General features: G+C 41.9%; 17 protein-coding genes and 3 pseudogenes. 10 read left to right on the top strand and 10 right to left on the bottom strand.

What is annotated here, in order from left to right:
* Positions 1 to 223: 223 nt before the first annotated feature.
* From N482_RS23505 to N482_RS23485, 5 genes are all read right to left on the bottom strand, one after another.
* A complete protein-coding gene (locus tag N482_RS23505) occupies positions 224 to 598 on the bottom strand; it encodes a hypothetical protein (protein ID WP_063379359.1) in 375 nt (124 codons plus the stop codon).
* Between the two features lie 79 nt (positions 599 to 677).
* On the bottom strand, positions 678 to 3,785 hold the full coding sequence (locus N482_RS23500) for an efflux RND transporter permease subunit (RefSeq protein ID WP_063379358.1): 3,108 nt from the start codon (positions 3,783 to 3,785) through the stop codon (positions 678 to 680).
* Positions 3,786 to 3,792: 7 nt separating this feature from the next.
* Complete coding sequence (locus N482_RS23495) at positions 3,793 to 4,908, bottom strand: efflux RND transporter periplasmic adaptor subunit (protein ID WP_063379357.1); 1,116 nt, start codon at positions 4,906 to 4,908, stop codon at positions 3,793 to 3,795.
* Positions 4,905 to 5,504: a hypothetical protein gene (locus N482_RS23490; protein WP_063379356.1), complete on the bottom strand. Its 600-nt coding sequence runs from the start codon at positions 5,502 to 5,504 to the stop codon at positions 4,905 to 4,907. Before N482_RS23490 ends, N482_RS23495 begins: the two co-directional genes overlap by 4 nt.
* A 65-nt stretch (positions 5,505 to 5,569) precedes the next feature.
* On the bottom strand, positions 5,570 to 5,920 hold the full coding sequence (locus N482_RS23485) for a hypothetical protein (protein ID WP_063379355.1): 351 nt from the start codon (positions 5,918 to 5,920) through the stop codon (positions 5,570 to 5,572).
* Between the two features lie 384 nt (positions 5,921 to 6,304).
* Here N482_RS23485 and N482_RS23480 point away from each other — a divergent pair, with 384 nt between their 5' ends.
* On the top strand, positions 6,305 to 7,375 hold the full coding sequence (locus N482_RS23480; RefSeq protein WP_063379354.1) for an esterase-like activity of phytase family protein: 1,071 nt from the start codon (positions 6,305 to 6,307) through the stop codon (positions 7,373 to 7,375).
* 761 nt (positions 7,376 to 8,136) lie between these two features.
* Positions 8,137 to 8,406, top strand: coding sequence for a fibrinogen-like YCDxxxxGGGW domain-containing protein (locus tag N482_RS23475; RefSeq protein WP_063379353.1), 270 nt, complete (start codon positions 8,137 to 8,139; stop codon positions 8,404 to 8,406).
* Between the two features lie 250 nt (positions 8,407 to 8,656).
* On the opposite strand, the gene N482_RS23470 is transcribed toward N482_RS23475, so the two are convergent.
* Both N482_RS23470 and N482_RS23465 read right to left on the bottom strand, forming a co-directional pair.
* Complete coding sequence (locus N482_RS23470) at positions 8,657 to 9,769, bottom strand: FAD-dependent monooxygenase (RefSeq protein WP_063379352.1); 1,113 nt, start codon at positions 9,767 to 9,769, stop codon at positions 8,657 to 8,659.
* Positions 9,770 to 9,821: 52 nt separating this feature from the next.
* The gene (locus N482_RS23465; RefSeq protein WP_063379351.1) at positions 9,822 to 12,272 is read right to left on the bottom strand and encodes a LodA/GoxA family CTQ-dependent oxidase; all 2,451 of its coding nucleotides are present in this window, start codon (positions 12,270 to 12,272) and stop codon (positions 9,822 to 9,824) included.
* A gap of 529 nt (positions 12,273 to 12,801) precedes the next feature.
* Here N482_RS23465 and N482_RS23460 point away from each other — a divergent pair.
* The 5 genes and pseudogenes from N482_RS23460 (at position 12,802) to N482_RS23440 (ending at position 15,576) form a co-directional block, all read left to right on the top strand.
* The gene (locus tag N482_RS23460) at positions 12,802 to 13,056 is read left to right on the top strand and encodes a RebB family R body protein (protein ID WP_063379350.1); all 255 of its coding nucleotides are present in this window, start codon (positions 12,802 to 12,804) and stop codon (positions 13,054 to 13,056) included.
* A gap of 389 nt (positions 13,057 to 13,445) precedes the next feature.
* Positions 13,446 to 14,075 (top strand): annotated as a pseudogene (locus tag N482_RS25810) (DUF2589 domain-containing protein).
* A gap of 76 nt (positions 14,076 to 14,151) precedes the next feature.
* Positions 14,152 to 14,646 (top strand): DUF2589 domain-containing protein, encoded by a 495-nt coding sequence (locus tag N482_RS23450; RefSeq protein WP_063379349.1) that lies wholly within the window; start codon positions 14,152 to 14,154, stop codon positions 14,644 to 14,646.
* Positions 14,647 to 14,666: 20 nt separating this feature from the next.
* The gene (locus tag N482_RS23445; RefSeq protein ID WP_063379348.1) at positions 14,667 to 15,344 is read left to right on the top strand and encodes a DUF2589 domain-containing protein; all 678 of its coding nucleotides are present in this window, start codon (positions 14,667 to 14,669) and stop codon (positions 15,342 to 15,344) included.
* 10 nt (positions 15,345 to 15,354) lie between these two features.
* Positions 15,355 to 15,576, top strand: coding sequence for a hypothetical protein (locus N482_RS23440; protein ID WP_063379347.1), 222 nt, complete (start codon positions 15,355 to 15,357; stop codon positions 15,574 to 15,576).
* A 259-nt stretch (positions 15,577 to 15,835) separates the two neighbouring features.
* Here N482_RS23440 and N482_RS23435 read toward each other — a convergent pair.
* A pseudogene (locus N482_RS23435) lies at positions 15,836 to 16,153 on the bottom strand (ricin-type beta-trefoil lectin domain protein); the annotation flags it as partial.
* A gap of 21 nt (positions 16,154 to 16,174) precedes the next feature.
* Complete coding sequence (locus tag N482_RS23430; protein ID WP_063379345.1) at positions 16,175 to 16,411, bottom strand: hypothetical protein; 237 nt, start codon at positions 16,409 to 16,411, stop codon at positions 16,175 to 16,177.
* A gap of 146 nt (positions 16,412 to 16,557) precedes the next feature.
* Here N482_RS23430 and N482_RS23425 point away from each other — a divergent pair, with 146 nt between their 5' ends.
* Positions 16,558 to 16,845 carry a hypothetical protein gene (locus tag N482_RS23425; protein WP_063379344.1) on the top strand — a complete coding sequence of 96 codons (288 nt, stop codon included), beginning with the start codon at positions 16,558 to 16,560 and terminating at the stop codon, positions 16,843 to 16,845.
* A 446-nt stretch (positions 16,846 to 17,291) separates the two neighbouring features.
* On the opposite strand, the gene N482_RS23415 is transcribed toward N482_RS23425, so the two are convergent.
* Complete coding sequence (locus N482_RS23415) at positions 17,292 to 19,799, bottom strand: GH92 family glycosyl hydrolase (protein WP_063379342.1); 2,508 nt, start codon at positions 19,797 to 19,799, stop codon at positions 17,292 to 17,294.
* A gap of 577 nt (positions 19,800 to 20,376) precedes the next feature.
* On the opposite strand from N482_RS23415, the gene N482_RS23410 reads away from it, so the two are divergent.
* On the top strand, positions 20,377 to 20,739 hold the full coding sequence (locus tag N482_RS23410; protein WP_063379341.1) for a hypothetical protein: 363 nt from the start codon (positions 20,377 to 20,379) through the stop codon (positions 20,737 to 20,739).
* A gap of 11 nt (positions 20,740 to 20,750) precedes the next feature.
* Positions 20,751 to 22,243: pseudogene (locus N482_RS26200) on the top strand (DUF4105 domain-containing protein).
* Positions 22,244 to 22,258 lie beyond the last annotated feature (15 nt).

The following is a 22,258-nucleotide window of genomic DNA, read 5'->3' as shown; positions in this document are numbered from 1 at the left end:
GAATGCACAATAATTGCACAAGCTATTTTTGGGACAGTTTTAAAAATTGAAACACCAATTCAAATGCGCCAAGTCAAAACAGGAAGTGGACAACCTAGAAGAGTTTTTAAAAACTCTCTAACCCTCTGTAATTCTGTCCTTATTTCGTCATCTAAGTAAATCGATTTTGATGCGAATGCTTTGATAAACCTAGAGCCTTGCTCCAGATTTATCATTGTTTGACTTAAAAAGTGAAACGCACGGTGACTGAGTGATGGCTTGACTCTTTGACTTTTACAAGCACTTTAGCCCCATCAGCAATGGCGATATTCGCAGTCAACTTGTTATCACCTACAAAACGCAATTGCGCATCTGATTTTTTACCATTCGCAAGCACGATGATGTTGCCTGTCACTTTTTCAGCGGAATAAGGCTTACCGTGATCACGAAGATACAGGCTGACACTAGTCTCTGCGCGTACAAGTTCAAAAACCATTTCGTGTTCAACTTTCACGACACCACCATGAAGGGGTTTTGTGCTGCCATGTGCGTTCGCATTTGGGGTGAAAATAAATGCACTGAATGCAAGTAAAACAATTGTGATAATTGCAGTTTTCATATTTTTAGTCTCTTTATCTTTATAGTAAATGGCGCAGCATACTTTGTATAAGTTGCATAGGCGTTGCTGCACAAACCTGTTAAATCAACTCTTTTGAATTGCTGTTTATCCATGCCTCTGTCGGCTTCTTGCCAAACTTCCAATAGAGTAACGGCGTCAATAAAGCATCGAGTAACGTCGAACTCACAAGGCCTGAGAAAATGACAACAGCGACTGGATGCAAAATTTCTTTGCCGGGCTGTTCGGCAGCCCAAAGCAATGGAATAAGTGCAAATGCAGTCACCATTGATGTCATAAGGACTGGTGATAACCGCTCTTTTGCGCCACGAACAATCAGCGCTTGATTAAAGGACGCACCTTCGAAACGGATGAGGTTAAGGTAATGGCTTATTTTTAAAATGCCGTTGCGCGCAGCAATACCCGTTAATGTAATAAAACCGACAACCGACGCGACAGAAAGCGAAGTCGAAGTAAGCCACATAGCGACCACAGCCCCTAACAGCGCCATAGGCAAACTGCACATAATGATGGAAGCAAATACGAAGGATTTATAACGCATGTACAACACCAGAAATATCAATGCAAACGACAAAACTGACAACAATATTAACAAGCGCATCGCTTGCTCTTGGGCTAAAAACTGGCCCTCTATACTGACAAAGCTGCCTTGTGGTAATGAATGAGCAGCGACGATTGCTCGTATATCACTCAGCAGCGCTTTGACATCCACATTTTCGCTATTGGCATAAAGTACTAGACGGCGACGGCCATTTTCTCTGAGAATTTGATTTGGCCCATCGAGCAATTTGATATCTGCAATGTAAGAAACCGGAATTGCCCCAGCGGGAGACGCTATTAACGTATTGCCGAGCTCTTCAGGTGTGCGGTTTTCGTCTTCAAGTCGCAATACCAGCTCAAAACGTTTAATGCCATCGATTACATCCGTCACCCCCACTCCCTCTGTTAACATGTTTAGTTGGCGAAGTGCTGATCCCGGTGTAAGTCCAAATTTGGCGAGTTCATCATATTTTATCCGAACACTAAGTTGCGGAATTAATACCTGTTTCTCAATATTGATATCGACAAGACCGGGCACCGAGGTTAGTTTATTGCGCAGTGCTTCAGCACTGATACGTAGACCTTCTAAATCATCACCAAACAGTTTTATCGCCAGCTGCGCACGAACCCCTGACAGCAAATGATCCAATCTATGCGAAATTGGCTGACCAATAGCCACTTGGCCTGGCAGTACAGCCAGCTTCGTGCGTATTTCAGCAAGCACTTCGTCTCGGCTTCGTTCAGAAGGCACTAAGTCAACATCCACTTCGGAAGAATGAACGCCCTCAGCGTGTTCATCTAGCTCAGCCCGGCCAGTTCGCCTGCCAACTTGCGTCACTTCCGGCACAGACAGCAATAACGACTCAGCCAAATGCCCCATTTTGTTTGATTCAGCTAACGAAGTACCCGGCTCAAAAATGATTCCTAATACAAGCGAACCCTCATTAAATTTGGGTAAGAAAGCGCGTGGAAACTGCGAAATGCTCGCTGCGGCCAGTACAGCAATTACCGCAGCGGTCGCAATAAGCGGCTTTGATTTAGGCAATGCCAACTCAAGCCATTTGCTCTGCCAATATTTGAGCTTAGTGACTAGCCAGCTATCACCTTGATGAATGATTTTTGCATTTGGCAGTAGGTAGTAACAAAGCACAGGAGTGACTGTCATTGACACCAGTAAAGAGCCCAAAATTGCAATGATGTATGCCAGTCCAAGTGGTGAGAAAAGTCGGCCCTCAATACCCGGTAAGGCAAACAAAGGCAAGAACACCAAAACAACAATTGCAGTTGCGTAGACTATGCCAGACCGCACTTCAACGCTCGCCTGCCATATCACATCAAACACAGGCTTAGGGACGTGTGATTGAGCATTAAGTTTGAGGCGTCTCAAAATGTTTTCTACATCAACAACTGAGTCATCTACAAGCTCACCGATGGCTATGGCCAAACCACCTAGGGTCATGACATTAATGCTTTGACCAAGCCACTGAAAGATAAGCACGGTCACCGCAAGTGAAAGAGGGATCGCAAACAAGGAGATAACCGTCGTTTTGACAGACAACAGAAATAAAAACAGTACGATTGTGACCATTATGGCCCCATCGCGTAGAGCTTCGGTCACGTTATCAATCGACGATTTAATAAAGTCCGCTTGTCTAAACAAGACTTGCGGTTTAGCAAGTCCCTGTGGGAGCCCTGTACTTAACTCTTCAAGGGCCATTTCTATTTGTTGAGTCAACTGAACCGTATCAGCACTTGGCTGTTTTTGAATATTAATAACGACAGATGGTTTACCATTGAACCCGCCATCGCCCCGCTTTTCTGCTGCTGAGTATCGCACCGCAGCAATTTCAGATAGCAATATTGGGCGGTCTTTTTGCCAACCAACAGCGAGGTTTTGTAGGTGGCGGATATTTAAAGTACGGCCCTGATGGCGGATTAAGTACTCTTGATTGTTAAGGTCTATAAAACCACCACCTAAATTCGCTGCAAAATCGGCCAATGCGCTTTGTAAGTCTTTTAACTCAATATCAAACTGGCGCATGCGCAGCGTATCTGGCGCAACTCTTAACTGACGGACCTCCCCGCCTATAGGAATAACTTGGGATATACCCGGTATCGCAAGCAGTCTTGGTCTAAGCACAAAGTCTGCGTACTCACGTGTCTCCATAGCGTCAACTTTTCCTTCAGTATCAATGGGTAATGCAATCAACATCACCTCACCCATAATAGATGAGACAGGTCCCATCACTGATGTGACACCTTTTGGAAGTTGCTCAGCAACTAAATCTAAACGCTCTGAAACCAATTGGCGATTTCGATAGATATCGGTATCCCACTCAAACTCGATATAAACAATCGACAAACCAATGCCTGACGTAGAACGAATACGTGTGACACCGGTCACACCGTTGAGTAGGTTTTCCAGTGGAAAAGTAACTAGTTGTTCGACTTCCTCTGGCGCCATTCCACCAGCTTCAGTCAGTACGGTGACAACAGGTTTATTGAGGTCTGGAAATACATCTACAGGCAGTTTTTGCCCTTGTATTACACCGTATGCGACCATTACAAAAGCAAGGAGCATGACGACCAAACGATGTTTTAAGCTCGACTTAACTAATACATTAAACATACTTTGGCTATCTCACTTGATTCAATAATGAAGCGCCTTCAATCACAACTCGATTGTCAGCCCATAACCCTTGGGTAATCAGTACAAAGCCCGGTTGCAAACGCTCATATTTGATCGGCTGAGGCAAAAAACGCTCCGCAGAGAGCTTAATCCAGACCTGAGGTAAATTGTTCTGACTCAGTACAACTGCATTTTCAGGTAAAACGATGCCTTTCAATGTCTCATTAACTTGAACCTGTATGCTAAGGTTCTGATTAATCATTAAATGATGACTTTCATTACCATGCTGTAGCTCAAAATTTAAATGCACTAAACCATTTACAAGCGTAGGAGAGTGACCGATATAATTCAGCGACAAACTGGGTTGCGAGTTCACTTTGGCGGTCACCAGCATACTTGGTAAGCTTGTGTCACTGGTACTTGCTTCAATTAGCCGTTGATCAGCCGAAATAATCTCAAATAAAGACTCCCCGGCTTCAACCCATTGGCCTTTAGAAACGCCGTGATTGATCAGTAAACCTGAAATTGGCGCAATGAGCACCTCTGGTTTCTCTAACCCTGTTTGTAACGCACCTGCTTGCTGTCTCAAGCTCAATAACTCAGTTTCAAGCTGTTCTAACTCCTGTTTTGAAGCCAAATCTCCTAATTTTTTCAAGCGAGAAACATCTCGGTGGGTTTGAACTATTTGATTTCGAATCGCAATCAATTCACTGTTCTGACTAGCAAGTTCATACGCTGTGTCTTGGTAGCGAATGAAACCCAAAATATCTCCCGCATTTACCTTAGTACCACTTGGACGAATACCAACTTCTGGCGCATCTAGCCTGCCATCACTACTCGATTGAATCTTGGCATACCCATCAGGGTGAGGCTTAGCGATGGCGTCTAGGCGAATGTGTTTTTGCGCAGTGGTTTCGGCTACAAATTGGGTTTTGACAGCCAGTAACGCTTGGTGCTTCATGGGCATGAGCACCGAGCCATCTGCTTGTCTGCCCAAGTCGCCCGATACTTTATTCGACTTTTGGTCGAGATGCTCACCATTAGGACCGTGTGCACCCGGTGAAGCCAGTATTGGCACTGAACAAATACTCAACGAGAAGGCTATCATGCGTAATATTCTCATGCTTGACTCCCCTTCATTTGACGGCCCAATAGAAATCCGCCGGCAAATACAGCAAGGCCTATTACAAGAACATGCCAAGGGAAGTGAGCATGCTCTTCATCGCGATGGCTTTGCTCGTTGGCAAGTGAGCTCCCATTATTGAGGTTTACAACCAGTAAATCTCCGCTCTTTTTTGTGGTTATGATCAGTATGATTTCGTGTATACCCGGTTGCTGGAGTTTATCCAGTATGCCTTGCTCACTCAGACTGTAAGCGCTTAATTGTTCTGAGAACTTCGCATGCGTAACTTGACCATCAAGGTCTAGCTCAATCGACGCGTTAGACACGGGTACATTTGATTTGAAATCATGAAGATAAATTATCAATTGGTTGTCGAGCAGTTCGCCTACCAATTCGTACGCCTCGGTAAACCCCTCAAACTTCGGATTAGCCGACCCTTGGGCTTTGTTGTGGGTATCTAAGTGTTCACCATTAGGCCCATGGGCACCGGGTGAAGCCTGTATGCTGAATACGATAAAAATCGATGTACATATGATAAGTAGCAGACCACTTACCATCGCCTGCAATTTTTGCAGCGTAAATAAATTTAATAACATAATAAATCCAAAAAATGACAATACGAGCCAGAGCCGAAGCACTGACTAGGGACAGTTAATTTGGATTAAGCTTTAGGGGGTGGCGTGCTATGTTTTAAAAAGGGAGGTGACCAACTCGCGCCCAGAGATAAGATCGGGCCCATTGGTTTAATTTCAGGTGTTGAAACAGGGGCAACTTCTACAACTGCTGTAATACAACACTCTAAATCTTGATTGATATGTTTTACCGCTTCTTTTGAGAAAGACAGCGTAAAGTCAGTTTCATCTTCATGGTCGTGGCTATGTGGTTGACCAATCTCATGCAGAAAACTGTGCTCATCACCTTGCGTTCTATGCTCTCCCTCATGCACAACCATTCCAAATACCTGAGTACTCAGAATGCAAAGCATCATAAATATGAGAGTAAGTTTACGCATTAGGCGATCTTAAAGATTGAGTTTGGCTTGATGCTACCACTGAAATAAAAGAACCTCAATTTTTAAATGTATCTAAATAAAAATTCGTCTTCCCACCTGTGAATGTTACAGGTAATGGGTCAAGGTTCGAGGTAAAAGCGTCGACAATTCGTCGTTTTCAACCACTTTAAATTTGATCATAAACTGGTTAGGTGGACCTTTTTGGGGGTGAACAGGCAAACAATTAAAAAGGTACTATCTCAATAGACATAGTGTTTTTGCTTTCATGCTCAATTAAGACCGACTAAAAAAAGCTAAAACTCTTGAAATTTTTGCCCTTCAAATAGTGCTAATTTAACATTACCCGCGTATATTTCTCTGTTCAATTTATTTTGTAATTAAAACATGATGCACAATTATTTATTCTTGGCTTTATTACTGCCCTTTTATGTTTACGCTGCGCCTATGCAGCTTGAGTTCTTAGATGAATATATTATCCCTGAAAAACTGACTATTAGTGGAGATAAAGTTGGCGGTTTATCAAGCATTGAGTACGTTGATGGTAAGTACTTATTAATTGCGGATGACGCGAAGAACCCGCGTTACTTTGAAGCAAGCATCGAGATAGACAAGCACAAAATTAGACAAGTAAAATTTGAAAAATCTCATACGCTAGTCAGCAAAGACTCAAAGCTAGGCTTTGTAGATCCTGAAAGCCTGCGAGCGTTCCCCAGTAGCAATAATATTATCTGGTGCAGCGAAGGCAGCGTAAAGTATCAACAAGCGCCGGCAATATATTTACAGTCAAACAACAAAATTTATCCGTTTAACCTGCCAAAAATGTTTGATATTTCTGACAATTCTGGACCAAGACATAATGCTGTATTCGAGGGCTTAACACTGGCACACTCAGGTCAAGGTATTTGGGCCTCAATGGAAGGAGCGCTCAAACAGGATGGTGAAGAGGCAACTATCAAACACGGTGCGATGGTACGTATCTCCCACTTTGATTTTGCAACTAAACAACTGGATAAACAGTTTGCCTATTATCTAGAGCCACTTGTAAAGCGAGCAGAAGCAAAACCTGATGCATTTCGCACTACAGGTCTAGTTGAAATACTGCAGATAAATAAACACCAGTTTTTAACCATGGAGCGTTCATTCACATCAGGACTGAAAGATGGTGGAAATAGCGTAAGTATCTATCTTATAGATATTGAAAAGGCGACAGATATCAAAACCATAGCTTCTCTCAAAAATCAACAATACCAACCTGCTAAAAAAACGTTGGTGTTAGACATGGCTACAATAAAAGCGAAACTGGGCTCAAAGCATATTGATAACTTAGAGGGGATGACTTTCGGACCTAAATTAGCCAACGGTAACCAAAGCTTATTAATGGTGTCTGATAACAACTTTAACGCACACGGTAAGCAGCTCAGCCAAATATTATTGTTTGAAGTTAAAACAAACTAACCTTCACTTTACCTAGCATACCCCTGTGTATTTTGAAACGAGCAGCTCCTTTTTTGCTCGTTTCAACAACGGCTTTACCCGATTGTAAAATACAACAACCTACTTCAGCATATACTTGTGGCTCTGTCACATATGGTCAATGGTTGTCGCGTTTTACTACTTGGCTTACCAGTACTTGAGTACGCCGAATGTTACTTTTGGTATACGCCACAAACTCAAACTAAGTCGACTATTTCACACGACACTTATACTCTATAAATACTCCGCTCACTCTAATTTCAATTTAATCAAAAGATCAAGGACACTATAATTTAAAAACTGTTGCAACGGCTAAAAATCACCCAAATAAAAAATCCGAAACTTTAAGAATTATTAATTAATACTCTCTCACCATAAAATTATACCAACTTTTATTTTGTAGTGAAAAACCACTCTCAATAATAATTTTGCGTACAATTGAACGCGCACAAAGAACGATTTTCCCTACTTTCTCGACAAACGTTAAGGAATTAACATGAAAAACCATGGCCTTTATTATCTTTACTGTATTAAGCAGCAGCGTACTTGCAGAGCAAACAAAATTTTAAGGGGCGTATAAACTCAAGATGGACTCCGAACATAATGGTGTTCTATCTAACGAAATAACGTCAGAGTATGCTTTTCAAGGGTTTAATGCTCACTTTATTGCCACCTCTGTCGACAAGATCTTACCAGGTGCCACTAGCGCAAACGGTACCAGGGTTCGATTTTAAATAAGTGATTTGGTAACTGGCCAAAGTCAATATTTTTCTGGCCATAAAGTTACAAGTGTTAGCTATCAAGGTAGTTGGCACAGCAGTGATGGTACCTCTGGTGATTGGGGTCTGGTGAATAATCAGCAACAGGTATTTACGACATGTAAACAAATCCTAGACGCTGGTGCCAGTACAGGCGATGGCATCTATGAAATTGTTGACGACAATAATGAGCCTATGTCTGTTTATTGTGACATGACTTCTCATGGCGGTGGTTGGACGTTAGTCGGTAGCTAACCAAGCGCAGCGGCTGGCGATGTTAGACGAATCACTGAATATGGTCAATTACCTGAAACGAAACGAACCCAGCCAACCCGACAAAACTGTGGCTGTATCAGGGCGACCTTGCTAGGTTCAGCGATGCAAAAGAAACGCAGAACCAAACGGCTCAACGTTTGCCTTGCTTTGGATGCGTTAATCACTAGGATATAACCAATTAAACTAGGGCTATTACGCTCTAGTTTAATTCATCAGCATAATGCAACCTTTATCCTGCCACACTCAGCGTTTCCTTAGCGCTAATTCGCTGTTTACTCTGCCAAAACTTAGAGTCTAGATATCGTTTTTCACGACGATAATACCCCAACAATTCATTTAAATAACTGTTGTAAATATCGGTCATCGTTTTGCTGTACAGATTGAGAGACTTTTTATCACCTTTAAATAGGCCATCTATCGCATTTGCAGCTTTTTCAGCCATATAGATTGCAGTTGTCATTCCGTGTGAAGACAATGGATCAAATGACATCGCAGCATCGCCAACCAACAACCAATTATTGCCACTTAGTTGACTAACAATATGACTACTCGCATTTAATACCTTTACCTCAAACGTGTTGTTCGGTAGCACCTTTCTAAACCAATGCGTTTGATTGGCAATGTTATGCCAATTTTTGGCATGCTTCAACTTGCTAAAGTCCGGCGTATTTTGATTGCAAAATATGGCAATCATACTTTCTTTATCATTTATTTTTGATACCAGTGTCCAACCATGCCGATACGACTCCACAACCACTGATGGTTGTGCTTTTGAAGGTGCTTGGACAACAACATTCGCGACAAATGCACTGAGTTTGTCAAAGGTGTGCCTATGCAAATTTAAGATTCTCGGCAAGTAACCTTGACGACCACTGGCATCAAGTATAAATCGAGCTCGGACCTCTATGTCGGTTCCTGCGACATAACTCCGAACAATACAGCTCCAACCTCCCTCTCGGTCTGAGACCTCCTTCACTTTACCAGAGATCACACACTGACTCGGTAATTGCGACTTTATTTGCCTAACCAGCACGCTCTTGTCTACCTTCCAACCATGATGATGCGCCACCAAAGGTGCTGCTTGTAGTATATGCGTGCCCCAAGCAGAAACCATGCCCGAATGTTTTAAATGTGGTGGGGAGTTAATTAAATCGAAAAGCCCAAGCCGTTGAAGCATAGGCTCGATACTCGCGGGTAAACTTTCGGCCAATCGCAATTGAGAAGTTGCAAAATCATCAATTAGGGCAATCTTATAACCTTTTTCGACTAGCTGCTTGGCTGTGACTGTGCCAGCAATACCGCCACCGACGATTAAACAGTCATACTCAAACCCATCATTCATTTGATACATCCTTTTGTTAAAGGCACCGAAGTGCCTTTAATATATGTCACCATTAATTTTTATCAGCTTCGCTGTAGGCGACATAAACCACATTTGGAATGCCTGACACACCAGGGTCATCAACGGACCTTGCCATCACCATCCCCATGTTTTTCCATTGACTTACCATCTGAATGAGCCCATTGGTATAGCCACCTTCAGCGTGATAACCAACAAAACCGAGGTCCGCAGTATGGAGCCATTCCAAGCGCTGGGAGAATTGCTCTAAACGCATATGTTCGAAGGTCTCTGCGGACATGCCTTGCGCAATACTGTGTGTCATGCCATTAATTTCAGGTAAATCAGCTGATTGGCTGTCTTTGAACTTTTCATATCTAGCAAGTGGCAATACATGCACAGGTAAATTAGCAGCCCACCATGAGGGGATTGGAAAGTCTTCAGGCGTATATACAGCTTGGCAACTCGCCGCATCGGATTGCCAAGGGATACCCATCCACTTAGTCAAATCACCTGGCGTGCTTCGCCACAACCACGCCGCATCCGAATTGGGATCAACGGACTCAGTAACGTTATCTACCGCAATCACATGTCCAAAGTCTTGATACATATCCGGTGAATTCAATCCCTGAAGATCTTGCTTAAGTCTAAATTCTCTTAGACCCAATAGGTTGATCTCTGGTGTCACGCCACTTACATACTGGTTATCGCTATAGATTAAGTTGTGACGCATTGGCCAAGTCAATTCTACACCTGGGTGGAACCCTCCTCCATACAGCGCATCTAGCGCTCCACGCGCACAGAGTAATGCACTGTTTTTAGAATGTTTGAATTGTTCACTATAAAATATGCCCAGTTCCTCAATCGTCCGTGAGCTGTCTTTTTCGGCTTGTGTGACTGTAAAGTCTCCCATCGCCCAATTTTGCAAGTGCTGATACATAAATGGCGGAATAGCAAACCACTGAACAGGGCTTCCTGGGTAATCTATACCGTCATTTGGATAAAACGGTAACTTCAATGAAGACGTTGCTGGGCGAGGCGCAATATTGGTCATATCCTTACTGGGAATGATCCGACTATTGTTCACCCATTCATTGCTACTTTGGCCTGGGTCACCAATGTCAATATCTTGGTCAAATAGTGGGTTTCTAAATTGATCAAAAATCCCTTCTCTCAATGACTTTGCGGACGCCGTATTATCTAGCAGCTCAGAAAAACTCAATTCGCTATTTAATTCACGAATTTGTGTATTCACAGCATTATCTGAAAAGTCAGCTTGGTTTACCCATTGCATTCTGTAAAGTCGATACAAGATTGGAAATACATCACTAAATTGGGTTTCGAGTTTATCTAAATCCTGCTCTTTTAACGCCGCACCTGATACCATGTCATACATGGTGACAATAGGCTCAATTTGCGGTGCATAATCAGGCGGCGTCGTGGCTATCCATGCACTGCTTTGCTCATCGCTGACTTCAAATGTATCGCCATTTTTAAGCTCAACAACCGCGGTCACACGGCCATCACAAATATCGTCAAACCAATTTGAGTTATCTGCAAAATCCGTATTTTGCGAAGAAGGAGACAGAGCTTGAGAAATCCCATTACCGGCATAAAACCTGAGCACACCGTCACTGCTACACTCTAAAGAGCCTTGCAGTACATTGTGGCGCTCTGACAAGTTAAGTAAATCACTTAAACGATTATCTTTATTCGGTTCGTTCGCAGGGAACTTGCCACTGAGTTTGGTTTGAGTCTGGCAATTGCTCGATACGTACCCTTGGCTAGAGATCACCAGTTGCTTTCTGAGATTATTGGTAATCACATTTGGGTTTCTTCGCTTTGCAGTCATCGCTGGCGCGAGCCTGTGCTTACTGACATTTTTACTCAGATTGCCACTGCCTTGCGTATGCAATGACAGATCCAATGCGTTGTTGTAGTCATACCAAAATGACTTTTTGTTGGCCACCTCAACATGCCAAGTTACTTTATCACCTTCTTCTAGCTTCAATTTTTCGATTGGATTACCCTGATCGTCACATTTATATACGTAAAAGTTTTGCGCTTGCTTTTTGACAGCATGCAAATAGTGTTCATTAAGCACCTTAAGTATTGCGTCTTTGATTTGTTGCAGTACGGATTGATAATTTCCCACCTCTAAAAGCTCTAAGTTATCAAGGCTGCGCACTAGCTGTGGTTGCGGTACCAAATTTGATAACTGAAGTACGTCTAGGCACTTTTCAATATCTACCAATTCTAGGCTGCAAGTGTTATTAGCAATAAGGTCCTTATGGAGGCGTTCTATTTCCTGTGTGACTCGTGCATCAAAGGCATTGTCGACTAACGATTTGAGCTCTTGCTGTGTAACTAAGTACTGCACATCAGTATCATACAGATGAGCCCAAGGTACTTCGGGGGTAGACAGAGAAAGTGATTTGATAGCGGGGCCATTACCAACTCTCGCAATACCCAGAGGCGGGTAAATTTTATACTGACTATTTGACATGGGTTGTCCTTAAAATAACTAAATGTGAAATGTTAATGAGCCAAAAACACGTTTTACGTTGAACTTATGCTTCTTCAAATTCAACTCGGACTCACACGCTGTTTTACTTCGCTATTTTGAGTTAACTGCATAGCGCTGTTACTGAGTGCTTCAATTCGGGAAAAGCGCGATTGAGTTATGTGAAATCATCCTTAAGTGAATAAGATCCATGGTGTTGAACGTAACTCGAAGGATATGGTTGCTTTGAGAGAATATAATTGACCAATTCCCTGCCATTGAAACAACCTGAAAAAGATTTTTTTGCATAAAAAACAAAGGCATAGTCTTTCCTTAGAAAATCAAAATGCGCTTTCGGTCAATCAACGGATAAGACAACAAGTTTAGTAACAAATAAAAAACATTCCATTACATACTATTACGCCAAACGCACAAAACTTGCTCAGGCCAATTAATGCGTAACACGGTGTAATAGTAAAAAAATGAATAATAAACTAGATTTTGATTGGAATTACGTAAAGGAGTAGCATTGATGGCATTTCCGACCGCTGTAAACAGTCAAATTACAGATTCAGTTTCGCAAGTAAATACCAAGGTGCTGGGTGACGCACTGACAGTTGCAGTTGGTAACTTTATGATTGCAACAAGCCAAGCGCTGTCTAACGCAACCACCGAGCAGTTAAATAACACTTTCACCACCCAAGCGGCTTTGGTACAAAGCGTGAACACTTTGTATTGTGTGGACACACAAGTTACATCGAAAGGGATAACAAAGGTCTATCGCTAAGACCTTCGAGGCGCACATTTATCTAACAAAAGCATAGAAATTATAACTCTATACTTTTTTGCACCTTAGGAATCGCTCAATATGTAAGCTATCAAACCATCACTCTCAAAGCGTGCTTACCCATTGTTATTTTCTTATCTTGCCCAGATAGTTTTTAAGTATTGCTAGAGTGTTGATTAAACTTCTCCCTTGTCTATAACCTGAAAAATAAAGGGACCATAGCGTTCATACCGCATACTTTTCCCCGATTTTTTCCATAAATTTACCAATTCCAAACCAAAGTGCAGCTTTTATCATAGCTAACTGAATATGCAGATCAGGTATTACCCATTCGTAGTGCAAAGCAATTTAGTAAGCATTGCAATTAGATCTCAAAAGAGGAGAAAAATATGGCAGAACTCTTATCAATGGCCCAGCAATTCAGGGGATTACCAATGAAATCCCTTATTGGTGCTCCGCTGAAAGCTGCAACAGATGCAAACGGTATGATGGCCCGCACACAAACTCAGTTTATGTTGAGTACGTGCTTTGAGAATGGAGGTGGAGCCAATTCGCCACAAGCCAGTGGCAGTAAACTGACGCCTATCATGGTTGAGCTTAGTCGACCGGTGATAAAGGCGGATGGTAGCAGCGGAGATGACGCAAAAATCACGTTAAAGCTGCCATGACTCACTTTAATTCCGCTCAACTCTTTGGCAGTCGATGATGTAAAAATCCATTTTGAAATGGAAGTCTCCAGTTCCACATCAACTGACAATGAAAAAAGTAGTGAACAAGAAACTGCGGCCAAGGCTGATATTACGGCAAAGTACAATGCAGGTCTTTTCTCTGTTGAAGTTCACGGCTCGGTTTCTCATAGCAGTAAGTCAACTTCGAAGCAAAAAGAGCACTATGAAGCATCAAACAAAGCCAAATATGAAGTGGATGTTCACGCGGGGCAATTACCTCTGCCAACAGGCGTAACCACCATTATCAATGCCTTTACCAAGAACATTGACCCAATTATTGAAAAAGAGTAACCACCTACTAATGCATTGGTTACTCTGAGGAAGTTAGCAACTTCCTCTCTTAAATAACGATAATAAGAGACATGCCATGATCGAATTTCAATCATTAATGAAAGCCATACATAAAGGTGTTAAAGACGCTTCTAAGGCTGTTGAAGGAGAAACGATTGACTTTGTTAAACGTTTTTTCGATGAACATGAAAATGAAGAAGGCAAAGCGCCAAGTTACTCACCCAAGACATGCACGATGCAGTTTCCAAGTAGAACCGAAGACGGTATCGACACAGTGGATGCCGAAGTGCCGCTTCTGGCACTCGTGCCAATATCTTCGCCTAGGATCACAGAAGTTAAGTTCAAAACAGATTTGGAGATAAGCACAAATGATCAAGACAAACTCATGGTCACTTTCGCCAAAAACACCACTAAATTTGGATTTCGCGACAAAATCATCGGGCCAAGTGGTGGTGAGAACACCGCCAACGCACAGCTAGAAATCATTCTAACCGGTAATGAGCCCCCAGAAGGCCTTAAAAAGCTCATCGAAGGTTACGAACGCGCACTTCGAGCACAAATTCCGGGATAAGTTAGAAAGAAGGACTTCGCATGAACAACAATATTGCTTCACAGTTTTCTGGATTACCCATGAAAGCGCTTATTGGTGCGCCATTAAAAGCCGCAACTGATGCAAACGCGATGATTGCAAATGCACAGACTCAGTTTCTCCTCACAACCTGTTTCGAAAAAAAACCAGATGATGATAACCAGCTAGTCCCCACTATGGTCAACTTCACATTGTCTCGTTCTGTTATTGATAAAGATGGCGTCATTGGAAAATCTCCAGTGAAAATGGATATCTCTATTCCACTGATGACCTTAATTCCCATGAATTCATTAGCCATAGAAAAGCTAAAGGTGTCTTTCAACATGGAAGTGAAAAGCTCTAGGGAAATAAAAAAGAAAGATGCTCTGGAACAACAAAAGAGTAGCTCAACTTCAACTCACAGAATGCAGGGGCGACCGCAGGTGCGAAGGCAACGTAGAGCGCAACCTCAAAAACAAAATAATGCACAAAGCACAAAGCCAAATCAATCACATGAGTTTGAGACTGAATTGCATGGCTCGCTCGCCAAATCACATCAAGGAGAACAGCAACAAACTAGCTCGGCCCATGCAAGCTATGAAGTTACTCTTGAAGCTGGCCAACTCCCTTTACCCAATGGGATCACCACTATTTTAGAAATATTTTCAAAAAATATGATGCCACTCCCCAGTAAACAATAAGGAACTGACTATGAGTATAAAATCAAAAATTGACTGTCCTGAATGCAATATGCCAATTTATTTTGAATCAAATTTGCTTTTAACTGGACAGTCTTTTTCCTGTTCAAACCCAAATTGCGATGTATCCATTGCGCTAACAGCCACCGATAAAGATGTTGTATCAGATGCTTTTAATAAGTTTGAGCAGATCCGTGAGAGTACCACATCACAAACAGGCCATCATGACTCATGAAGCGGCTAACCTAACGTCAATGCAACATCACCTTGTGAGATCACGTTTTACGTCAACCTACCTAATAATTACTTGTTAAGTATAGGCGAATTAGTGCCTTTAGTGCTGGAGGTGGTGACTAGCAATATAAAAGTTAGTAAAAGATGCTATAAAAAGGCCTAGTTAATATGATGGAACACAAACTAGGCCTGGGGTATTTACCGAGACAACATGATGGGAAAGCACACCCTGTGCATTGCCCCATACTTAAAGATTTACCCTATTGAGGGACAACAGCCGTGTTATTTGGGTGCAATACAGGGCAGTCCCATAAATGTGTCCTAGTACCATTTTGACCAGATGGTGCATCAACACAACGCGATGGCTCTAGCACTGTTTTAAGCTGATTATTAACGTACTTAAATGCCTGAGTCGGACTCTTGTTACAATCCCATACCATCAGTCTTTCGCCATTGCTTGTAGCAAAGTTTCTGTAATCTAAACACTTGTTGTAGTTCATCTTACTTCTAACTTTGCCGTCATTAGTAAACAACCATTTCTGATTTGCGCCTCCGTGCCAATCATGTACAACAACGTCTTGGCCATTCGCTGGGTTAGCTTACCAAATATCCAAACATTGACCGTGGATTTTAAGCTCAACATGCTTTTCAATACCTAAGTAGTTGTCACTCCACGTATGTGGATCTGCCGACTCAAGCCACCTTACCGTTTTTTGCATATTTGCTTTGCCAGCACTACGCCATGAGAATAAGTAGTCTGAATTCTGAGGTAAACGTAAATAGTTGTCTTCCCATGTATGCAGATCAGCAGACTCTTTGATTTGCGTACAGCGCATTCCGTTAATCGGCCCTGCATATGATCATTTCATACCACTATCTTGCGACGAACAAAAGTAGTTGTCATGCAAGGTATGCGGATCTGCTGATTCTAGCGTCTGGACACAGTACATATCAGGTACAATACCAAAAGATTTAAATACAAATGAAACACCACCGACAGATGTATGCAGCTAAGGGTATGGTAGCAGTCACCAAACATAACAACGTAAACAACAATGCCGAGTTTATCTCTAGTTTCTCAGAGAATATACACTTTGCGCCGAACTCTATCTGCTGTTTTCTTGCCAATTCTGCATTTTGGATGTTCGACTTCGACAAAACACTCCCACTGATTAAGTCGCAGCTAAAACATAGAGGTGGGTTACTGGTTAACCTTTCAGAGTGGGATCTCAAGGCCCTGTCCAAGACGAGTTGGGATACGTCGCGATAGATAAGAAGCCTAATTTACTCGGTTTTGAGCAGAAGAAACATAAAGGTACACCAAAAAGTACTGCAAATACCATTTGATTCAAATTATTGAACAGTATAGTTTTACAGTATCTGACGTCATTACAAAAACAGTTACTGTGACAAAGCAAGACTGGATAGAGTTTTATAAAATACCAGCCATCGCTAAAAAGAGTCTACCTCACCTAAGTTTATCAGACGCCCTCACCACTCTTAGTTTAGCAATGAATGAACTACCAGAGAGTTACTCTCACCATATGAAGTGGCTCTTTATTAAAGCTATCAAAATGTAGACATAGGCCTCTGACATATTCAAGATTAAAAAATTGTAGTCCCAATACTTAGAAAAGGTGCCAACTCTCTAGCACCTTTTCGCATCAATTAGAACGTGAATATATATAAATTAATAAGATACTATGAAATTATGCCTTATAATCGCGTTGCCGGCTCGTAACTAGGCGGCCTGTTCTCTACAGCTTTACCGAACGCCTTATTAGGCTCTGTGCTTAGTGTAAAGTCCAAAGTGACCGGTTTGTTTATATAGGACTCGTCAATCCAGCTATTAAGTGTTTTAGTACCATTTACTTCAAGCGAATTGATATAAATATGGTCACCGGATGCACTCGGGGCATTGATCGTTAAATTACCGATTTGTGCTTTTGAAAACTGAGGGCTTGATAGCACTAGATCCGCGCGCCCGGGATACTTAGGATACAGGCCTAAACTGCTAAATACATACCATGAAGACATCTGGCCCAAATCATCCTGACCAGGTATACCATCCGGTGCGTCTAGCCAAAGCTGTTTCATGGTTTCCCTCACCGTTTGCTGAGTCTTGTATGCGTCGCCCGTATGTAAATACATCCACGGAGATAAAATAGAAGGTTGATTTGATACATCCGAGAATTCAGCTGAGTCACGATACAAGACCCAGCTACCATCAGATTTTCTAAAGTGACTGTCCAATCGCTGGCTCATCGCTTCTTCACCACCTATTGTTTTTGCAAGGCCTGCACCATCGTGGGGGATCATCCATAAATATTGTGCAGGACTTCCCTCAACAAACAAATGACCTGAAAACGGATCAAAGTTTTCTTTCCAAGTAAGATCGTCGTTTCGCCCTTGAATATAACCTAAAGAATCGGTCGCTGCTGGATTGTATATGTTTCTCCAATAACCCGCTTCATCTACAAACCTTGCAGCATCCTCTGTTTTACCTAAGCGCTCAGCAAGCTGCGATAACGAGAAATAACTAGAGGCTTGCTCTAAAGTTTCGGATGCGCCTTCCCAGCTATTAGACTGATCTGAGATGTACCCTAAATTTTTCCATTCGTCTAGTGAAGGTTTCTGACCACGACAAAATACGGGGCAGCCAATGTTAGACAAATCAAACTCGGTAGGCTGGGTTGCAGCTTTATGCAAAGAGGTATATGCCCCAGAAACATCAAAATCGTTTGCGCCAAAAGCAACAAAGTTGGCAATTGCAATAGTCGAAGGATCGCCACTCATTACCCCTGTAGGCCCTGCATTATGTGTCCAACGATCCCAAATACCATTAAATTGGTTAGCCTGATTAAATAATGACTGTGCAATATCACTACCGCGTTTTTTATCCAAAAGGGTAACTAGCTGCAATTGTGATCGATATACATCCCAGCCAGAGAAGTTAGCGTATTGCATTTTTTGCGTCCCAGACACGGTGTGTACTTTTTGGTCAAATCCAGTGTATTGACCATTCACGTCTGAAAAAACATTAGGATGGAACAAGCTGTGATACAAAGCAGTGTAAAAAACCCTCAACTGACTAATATCACTCGAAGCGACTTTAACCTTTGATAACTCCTCCTCCCACGTTTGCTGAGATTGTTTACGCACATCGGCAAAGCTATGTTCTGACTGCTCTATTTTTAGGTTTTCTCGTGCATTTTCTAAACTTACATAAGAAATACCGACGCGCATTTGCACTGTTTCACCATCTTTTAGATCTAGGTTTACCCATACGCCCGAACCTTGACCAATATCAGGCCAGCCATTATCACCGTAGCCCATCCCTCCTTTTGATGAATCCTTATCTTTTACAATCTTGTTATCTTTCCACGCGCCAGATCCCGTTATAGTTTTATCTAACTTTGCAACAAAATGCAGGGTGTAGTAGTCCCTTTGGTTGTACTCACCAAGGTAGCCACAAAAGTTACCTGAGGTAACATAACCTGTTACCTCCCTTTTTTCTCTATCTACCTTGGCATACGCATCACCACTACCCAACTGAGAGTATGATGTTCTAAATAAAAGCTTCGCATTGGCTGCTTGCTCGAATCTGAAATTTGCTATACCTGTTCGAGTTGTAGCAGCAAGTTCAACATTTACACCATTATCAAGTCCAACCTGATAATAACCAGGAATCGCCGTTTCATTATCATGACTAAACCCAGCACTGTAATAACCATTGATAGGGTCCGTTGCCGGTGAAAAAGTCACGTCTTTAGTAAAGGGCATGACAGGGATATCTCCGGATGCACCTAGACAACCGGTGCCCGATAAACGAGTAAATGAAAAGCCTTTGACGCGACTAGCTTGATAGTTGTAGCCGCCGGGTGACACTGGCACACGCTTGTGCTCTTCTAAGATTTTTTTAGAAATGCCTTCAGACTCAGCCAATAGATCTTGTGTATAAGCATGCTCTGGTCCGAAGTTAAACATACCAAACGGCACTAAAGCGCCCGGAGTAACGTTACCAGCCTGTCTATGATTGAACGGGCCTTTTGTTCCTATAAGTGGGTCAACATAAGAAACTACCTCAGAAACGTAATTAGCCTCTGTCTTCACTTGCTCTTTTGCACTTTGGCTGCTTTTGGTTGGTGCCTTTTCACACCCCACCAGCACAGCACAAGACAAAGATAAAACGGCCAAATGTTTAACTTTTTTATTATGAATCATTTTAACTCCGCACAATTTTGGATCGTTCCAATTTTAAATTTAAACCAAGTCACGCCAGTAGCTACCTTGCCATTATTTTACGTGATTGTACAATTTTAATGCGTTTAGTTGAAGGATACCAGCGACAGTCTGCTTGACGGCAAGACGCACTTGCCGTTAGAAAGAGCATAATTAACGCTTTATAAGTGAGAAGCTTCACTTTTCAATAATGAATCAAAACAAAATTAATCTGCCAAACAAATAGCCCAAGGCTTTCATTTCCTTTGATAAATCGAAATGCGTTTCCCTTTTAATGGGTCAAAACATGATTCTTAAAGTAAGTCCACTCACTCGCAGAGCAGTTGGAAACCTAATGAATACCTCTTTTAAATTGCAATTCTAGGAACAAAAATTCCCCCTTCTCTTGCAACAAAAAGCAACCCCGTAAAGAGCACCTATAGAAATTCACAAGACACTAATAAATATAAATATTTCTAACTTATTCACAAAAATAAAAAACCCCATTGCAAATCACGAACAAAAAAGGTGCATTTCGCCCCGAATTAACACAATAATATTTTTTGGAAATTAACGAAACATGAATAAAGCTGTACTATCAATTGCTGCTGTTTCTCTAGCATCACTTTCAGGCTGCGCAAGCATCATGACGCACGAAGAACAATCAATCAATATCACAACTTCTAACAACCAAGCTGTTGAAGTTACTGTTGATGACAAAAAAGCAACTACACCTGGAACAGTTGTGGTACTAAGAGACGGTAAAAACAAAGTAATCAAAGTTTCTGATGCTTCTTGTGAGCAAGAGACTAAAGTAGACAAGTCTGTAACTCCTGTATTCTTCGGTAACATCATCCTAGGTGGTTTACTAGGTTCAACTACTGACAGCATGACTGGCAAAATGTGGGATTACGAAGATTCTGTAGAGATCAAGTGTAACTAATATTTTTGCATATGATTTTAAGATTCTTGAGCCACGTTGTTGTGGCTCTTTTGCTTTTATATAGCCAATTATTGAGCAACCGTGATTCGGCTTCGCTTCACGAGATCTCCTCGCTACCGACATGGCAAAGTCTAATTCACAGCAGTGAAGATAAAGCACAATTGTCTGAGCCAACGTTTCTGCTCTCAAATGAGAGCTTTTCGGCTACTCGTGAATTAGAGTTAACGTTAGAATTGATTATTTCAAACATCGAGAAAGCTTACTGCCGCTTCCCAGCAAGAACTATTTTTCTAAAGCACCATCTCAATCTCAATATACCTTCTTTAGAAACGACTCTTGCTTCTTGTCCTGAATTAAAAAAGTATATTGAGCATGTTCCTTTTGACCAGCTAGAACTGGTATTTGCTTCAGAAATATTCTCTTCTGCAACAAGCATGATGGGCCATATCTTTCTAAAGGCCGGCGGAAAAAACTTCCGAGATGTTGAAGTAAACCATTCTCTCGCTTATTTCACAGAAATAACCACCCTAAATCCGGCAAAACTACTTACCGAAAGCCTAGTAACCGGTATGCCCGGTTTTTTACGGTAAGGCCCTTTGCAAAGGACATTAAACAGTATTTAGAAATTGAACAACGAAACCTTTGGCAGTTTCGATTAAAAAGTAATGAGTTTAATCGCCGCTTACTACAGCTGCATTTGTGGGAGTTGAAAGGCGCTGAGCTGGTTTACTATTTTCAGTCATATAATTGCGCAACTCTTACCTTAGAGCTAATTTCACTATTAGATCCAGATGTACTCAAAGAGAAACAACTTTTTGTCAGCCCTGTTGATGTAGTAAAAGCTGCTGAAAAACATGGTCTGATTGAACAAACACAAGTCTTAGCTTCTCCAAAATGGTTATTGAACTCTATTGAAGATGAGCTAACAACAACAGAAAAAAGCGCAATAGAACCTTGGGTCAATAACCCTAGCGAGAAAGGGCTAAGCTTACTTTCTCCACTCTCTCAACAATACTTGTCGTTGGCACATCCACAAAAGTATGACAGCGTAAACGGTGCAAAAGATTTTGGTATCGATTTATCTGACTACAAACATCCAGCCAAAACACCGCAAGACTCTGCCTTTGGCGTGGGCTACACAAATAGCAAACATGGTGACACAATTGCGCTGAGCTTTCTTTCTTCCGGACACTATCTATCTGGTGACAATAGGCAGTATCTGCACGAGTCTGAGCTCGTTATGGGCAAACTCTCTGGTACAATTAACCTAGATACAAACAGTGCAAAGCTCTCTGAAGCGACCATATATAGTGTGAAGAACCTAACACCTTCCTCTCAATTTAACCCGTCTTGGTCAACCGAGTTTTATTTAGGATATAGACCGGCGTATTCACATGATTTAAGTCTTGAGTCGCTTGGTGAAATTGCATTTGGATTTGGCAAAAGTAAGAAATTGCATCGTGATATCTCTGGATATTTACACCTCGTAGGTGGAGTGACGTAAGCGTGCAGCGAACCA

Source organism: Pseudoalteromonas luteoviolacea NCIMB 1942 (assembly GCF_001625595.1).
Classification (GTDB): domain Bacteria; phylum Pseudomonadota; class Gammaproteobacteria; order Enterobacterales; family Alteromonadaceae; genus Pseudoalteromonas; species Pseudoalteromonas luteoviolacea_A.
This window is presented reverse-complemented; position numbering and strand designations above follow the sequence as displayed.

Coding starts and splice junctions, on each gene's coding strand:
- N482_RS23410 (WP_063379341.1), top strand. CDS start 20,377: ATGAATAAAGCTGTACTATCAATTGCTGCTGTTTCTCTAGCATCACTT.
- N482_RS23430 (WP_063379345.1), bottom strand. CDS start 16,411: ATGCGCTGTACGCAAATCAAAGAGTCTGCTGATCTGCATACATGGGAA.
- N482_RS23450 (WP_063379349.1), top strand. CDS start 14,152: ATGATCGAATTTCAATCATTAATGAAAGCCATACATAAAGGTGTTAAA.
- N482_RS23490 (WP_063379356.1), bottom strand. CDS start 5,504: ATGTTATTAAATTTATTTACGCTGCAAAAATTGCAGGCGATGGTAAGT.
- N482_RS23460 (WP_063379350.1), top strand. CDS start 12,802: ATGGCATTTCCGACCGCTGTAAACAGTCAAATTACAGATTCAGTTTCG.
- N482_RS23425 (WP_063379344.1), top strand. CDS start 16,558: ATGAAACACCACCGACAGATGTATGCAGCTAAGGGTATGGTAGCAGTC.
- N482_RS23465 (WP_063379351.1), bottom strand. CDS start 12,272: ATGTCAAATAGTCAGTATAAAATTTACCCGCCTCTGGGTATTGCGAGA.
- N482_RS23505 (WP_063379359.1), bottom strand. CDS start 598: ATGAAAACTGCAATTATCACAATTGTTTTACTTGCATTCAGTGCATTT.
- N482_RS23415 (WP_063379342.1), bottom strand. CDS start 19,799: ATGATTCATAATAAAAAAGTTAAACATTTGGCCGTTTTATCTTTGTCT.
- N482_RS23495 (WP_063379357.1), bottom strand. CDS start 4,908: ATGAGAATATTACGCATGATAGCCTTCTCGTTGAGTATTTGTTCAGTG.
- N482_RS23445 (WP_063379348.1), top strand. CDS start 14,667: ATGAACAACAATATTGCTTCACAGTTTTCTGGATTACCCATGAAAGCG.
- N482_RS23485 (WP_063379355.1), bottom strand. CDS start 5,920: ATGCGTAAACTTACTCTCATATTTATGATGCTTTGCATTCTGAGTACT.
- N482_RS23470 (WP_063379352.1), bottom strand. CDS start 9,769: ATGAATGATGGGTTTGAGTATGACTGTTTAATCGTCGGTGGCGGTATT.
- N482_RS23440 (WP_063379347.1), top strand. CDS start 15,355: ATGAGTATAAAATCAAAAATTGACTGTCCTGAATGCAATATGCCAATT.
- N482_RS23500 (WP_063379358.1), bottom strand. CDS start 3,785: ATGTTTAATGTATTAGTTAAGTCGAGCTTAAAACATCGTTTGGTCGTC.
- N482_RS23480 (WP_063379354.1), top strand. CDS start 6,305: ATGATGCACAATTATTTATTCTTGGCTTTATTACTGCCCTTTTATGTT.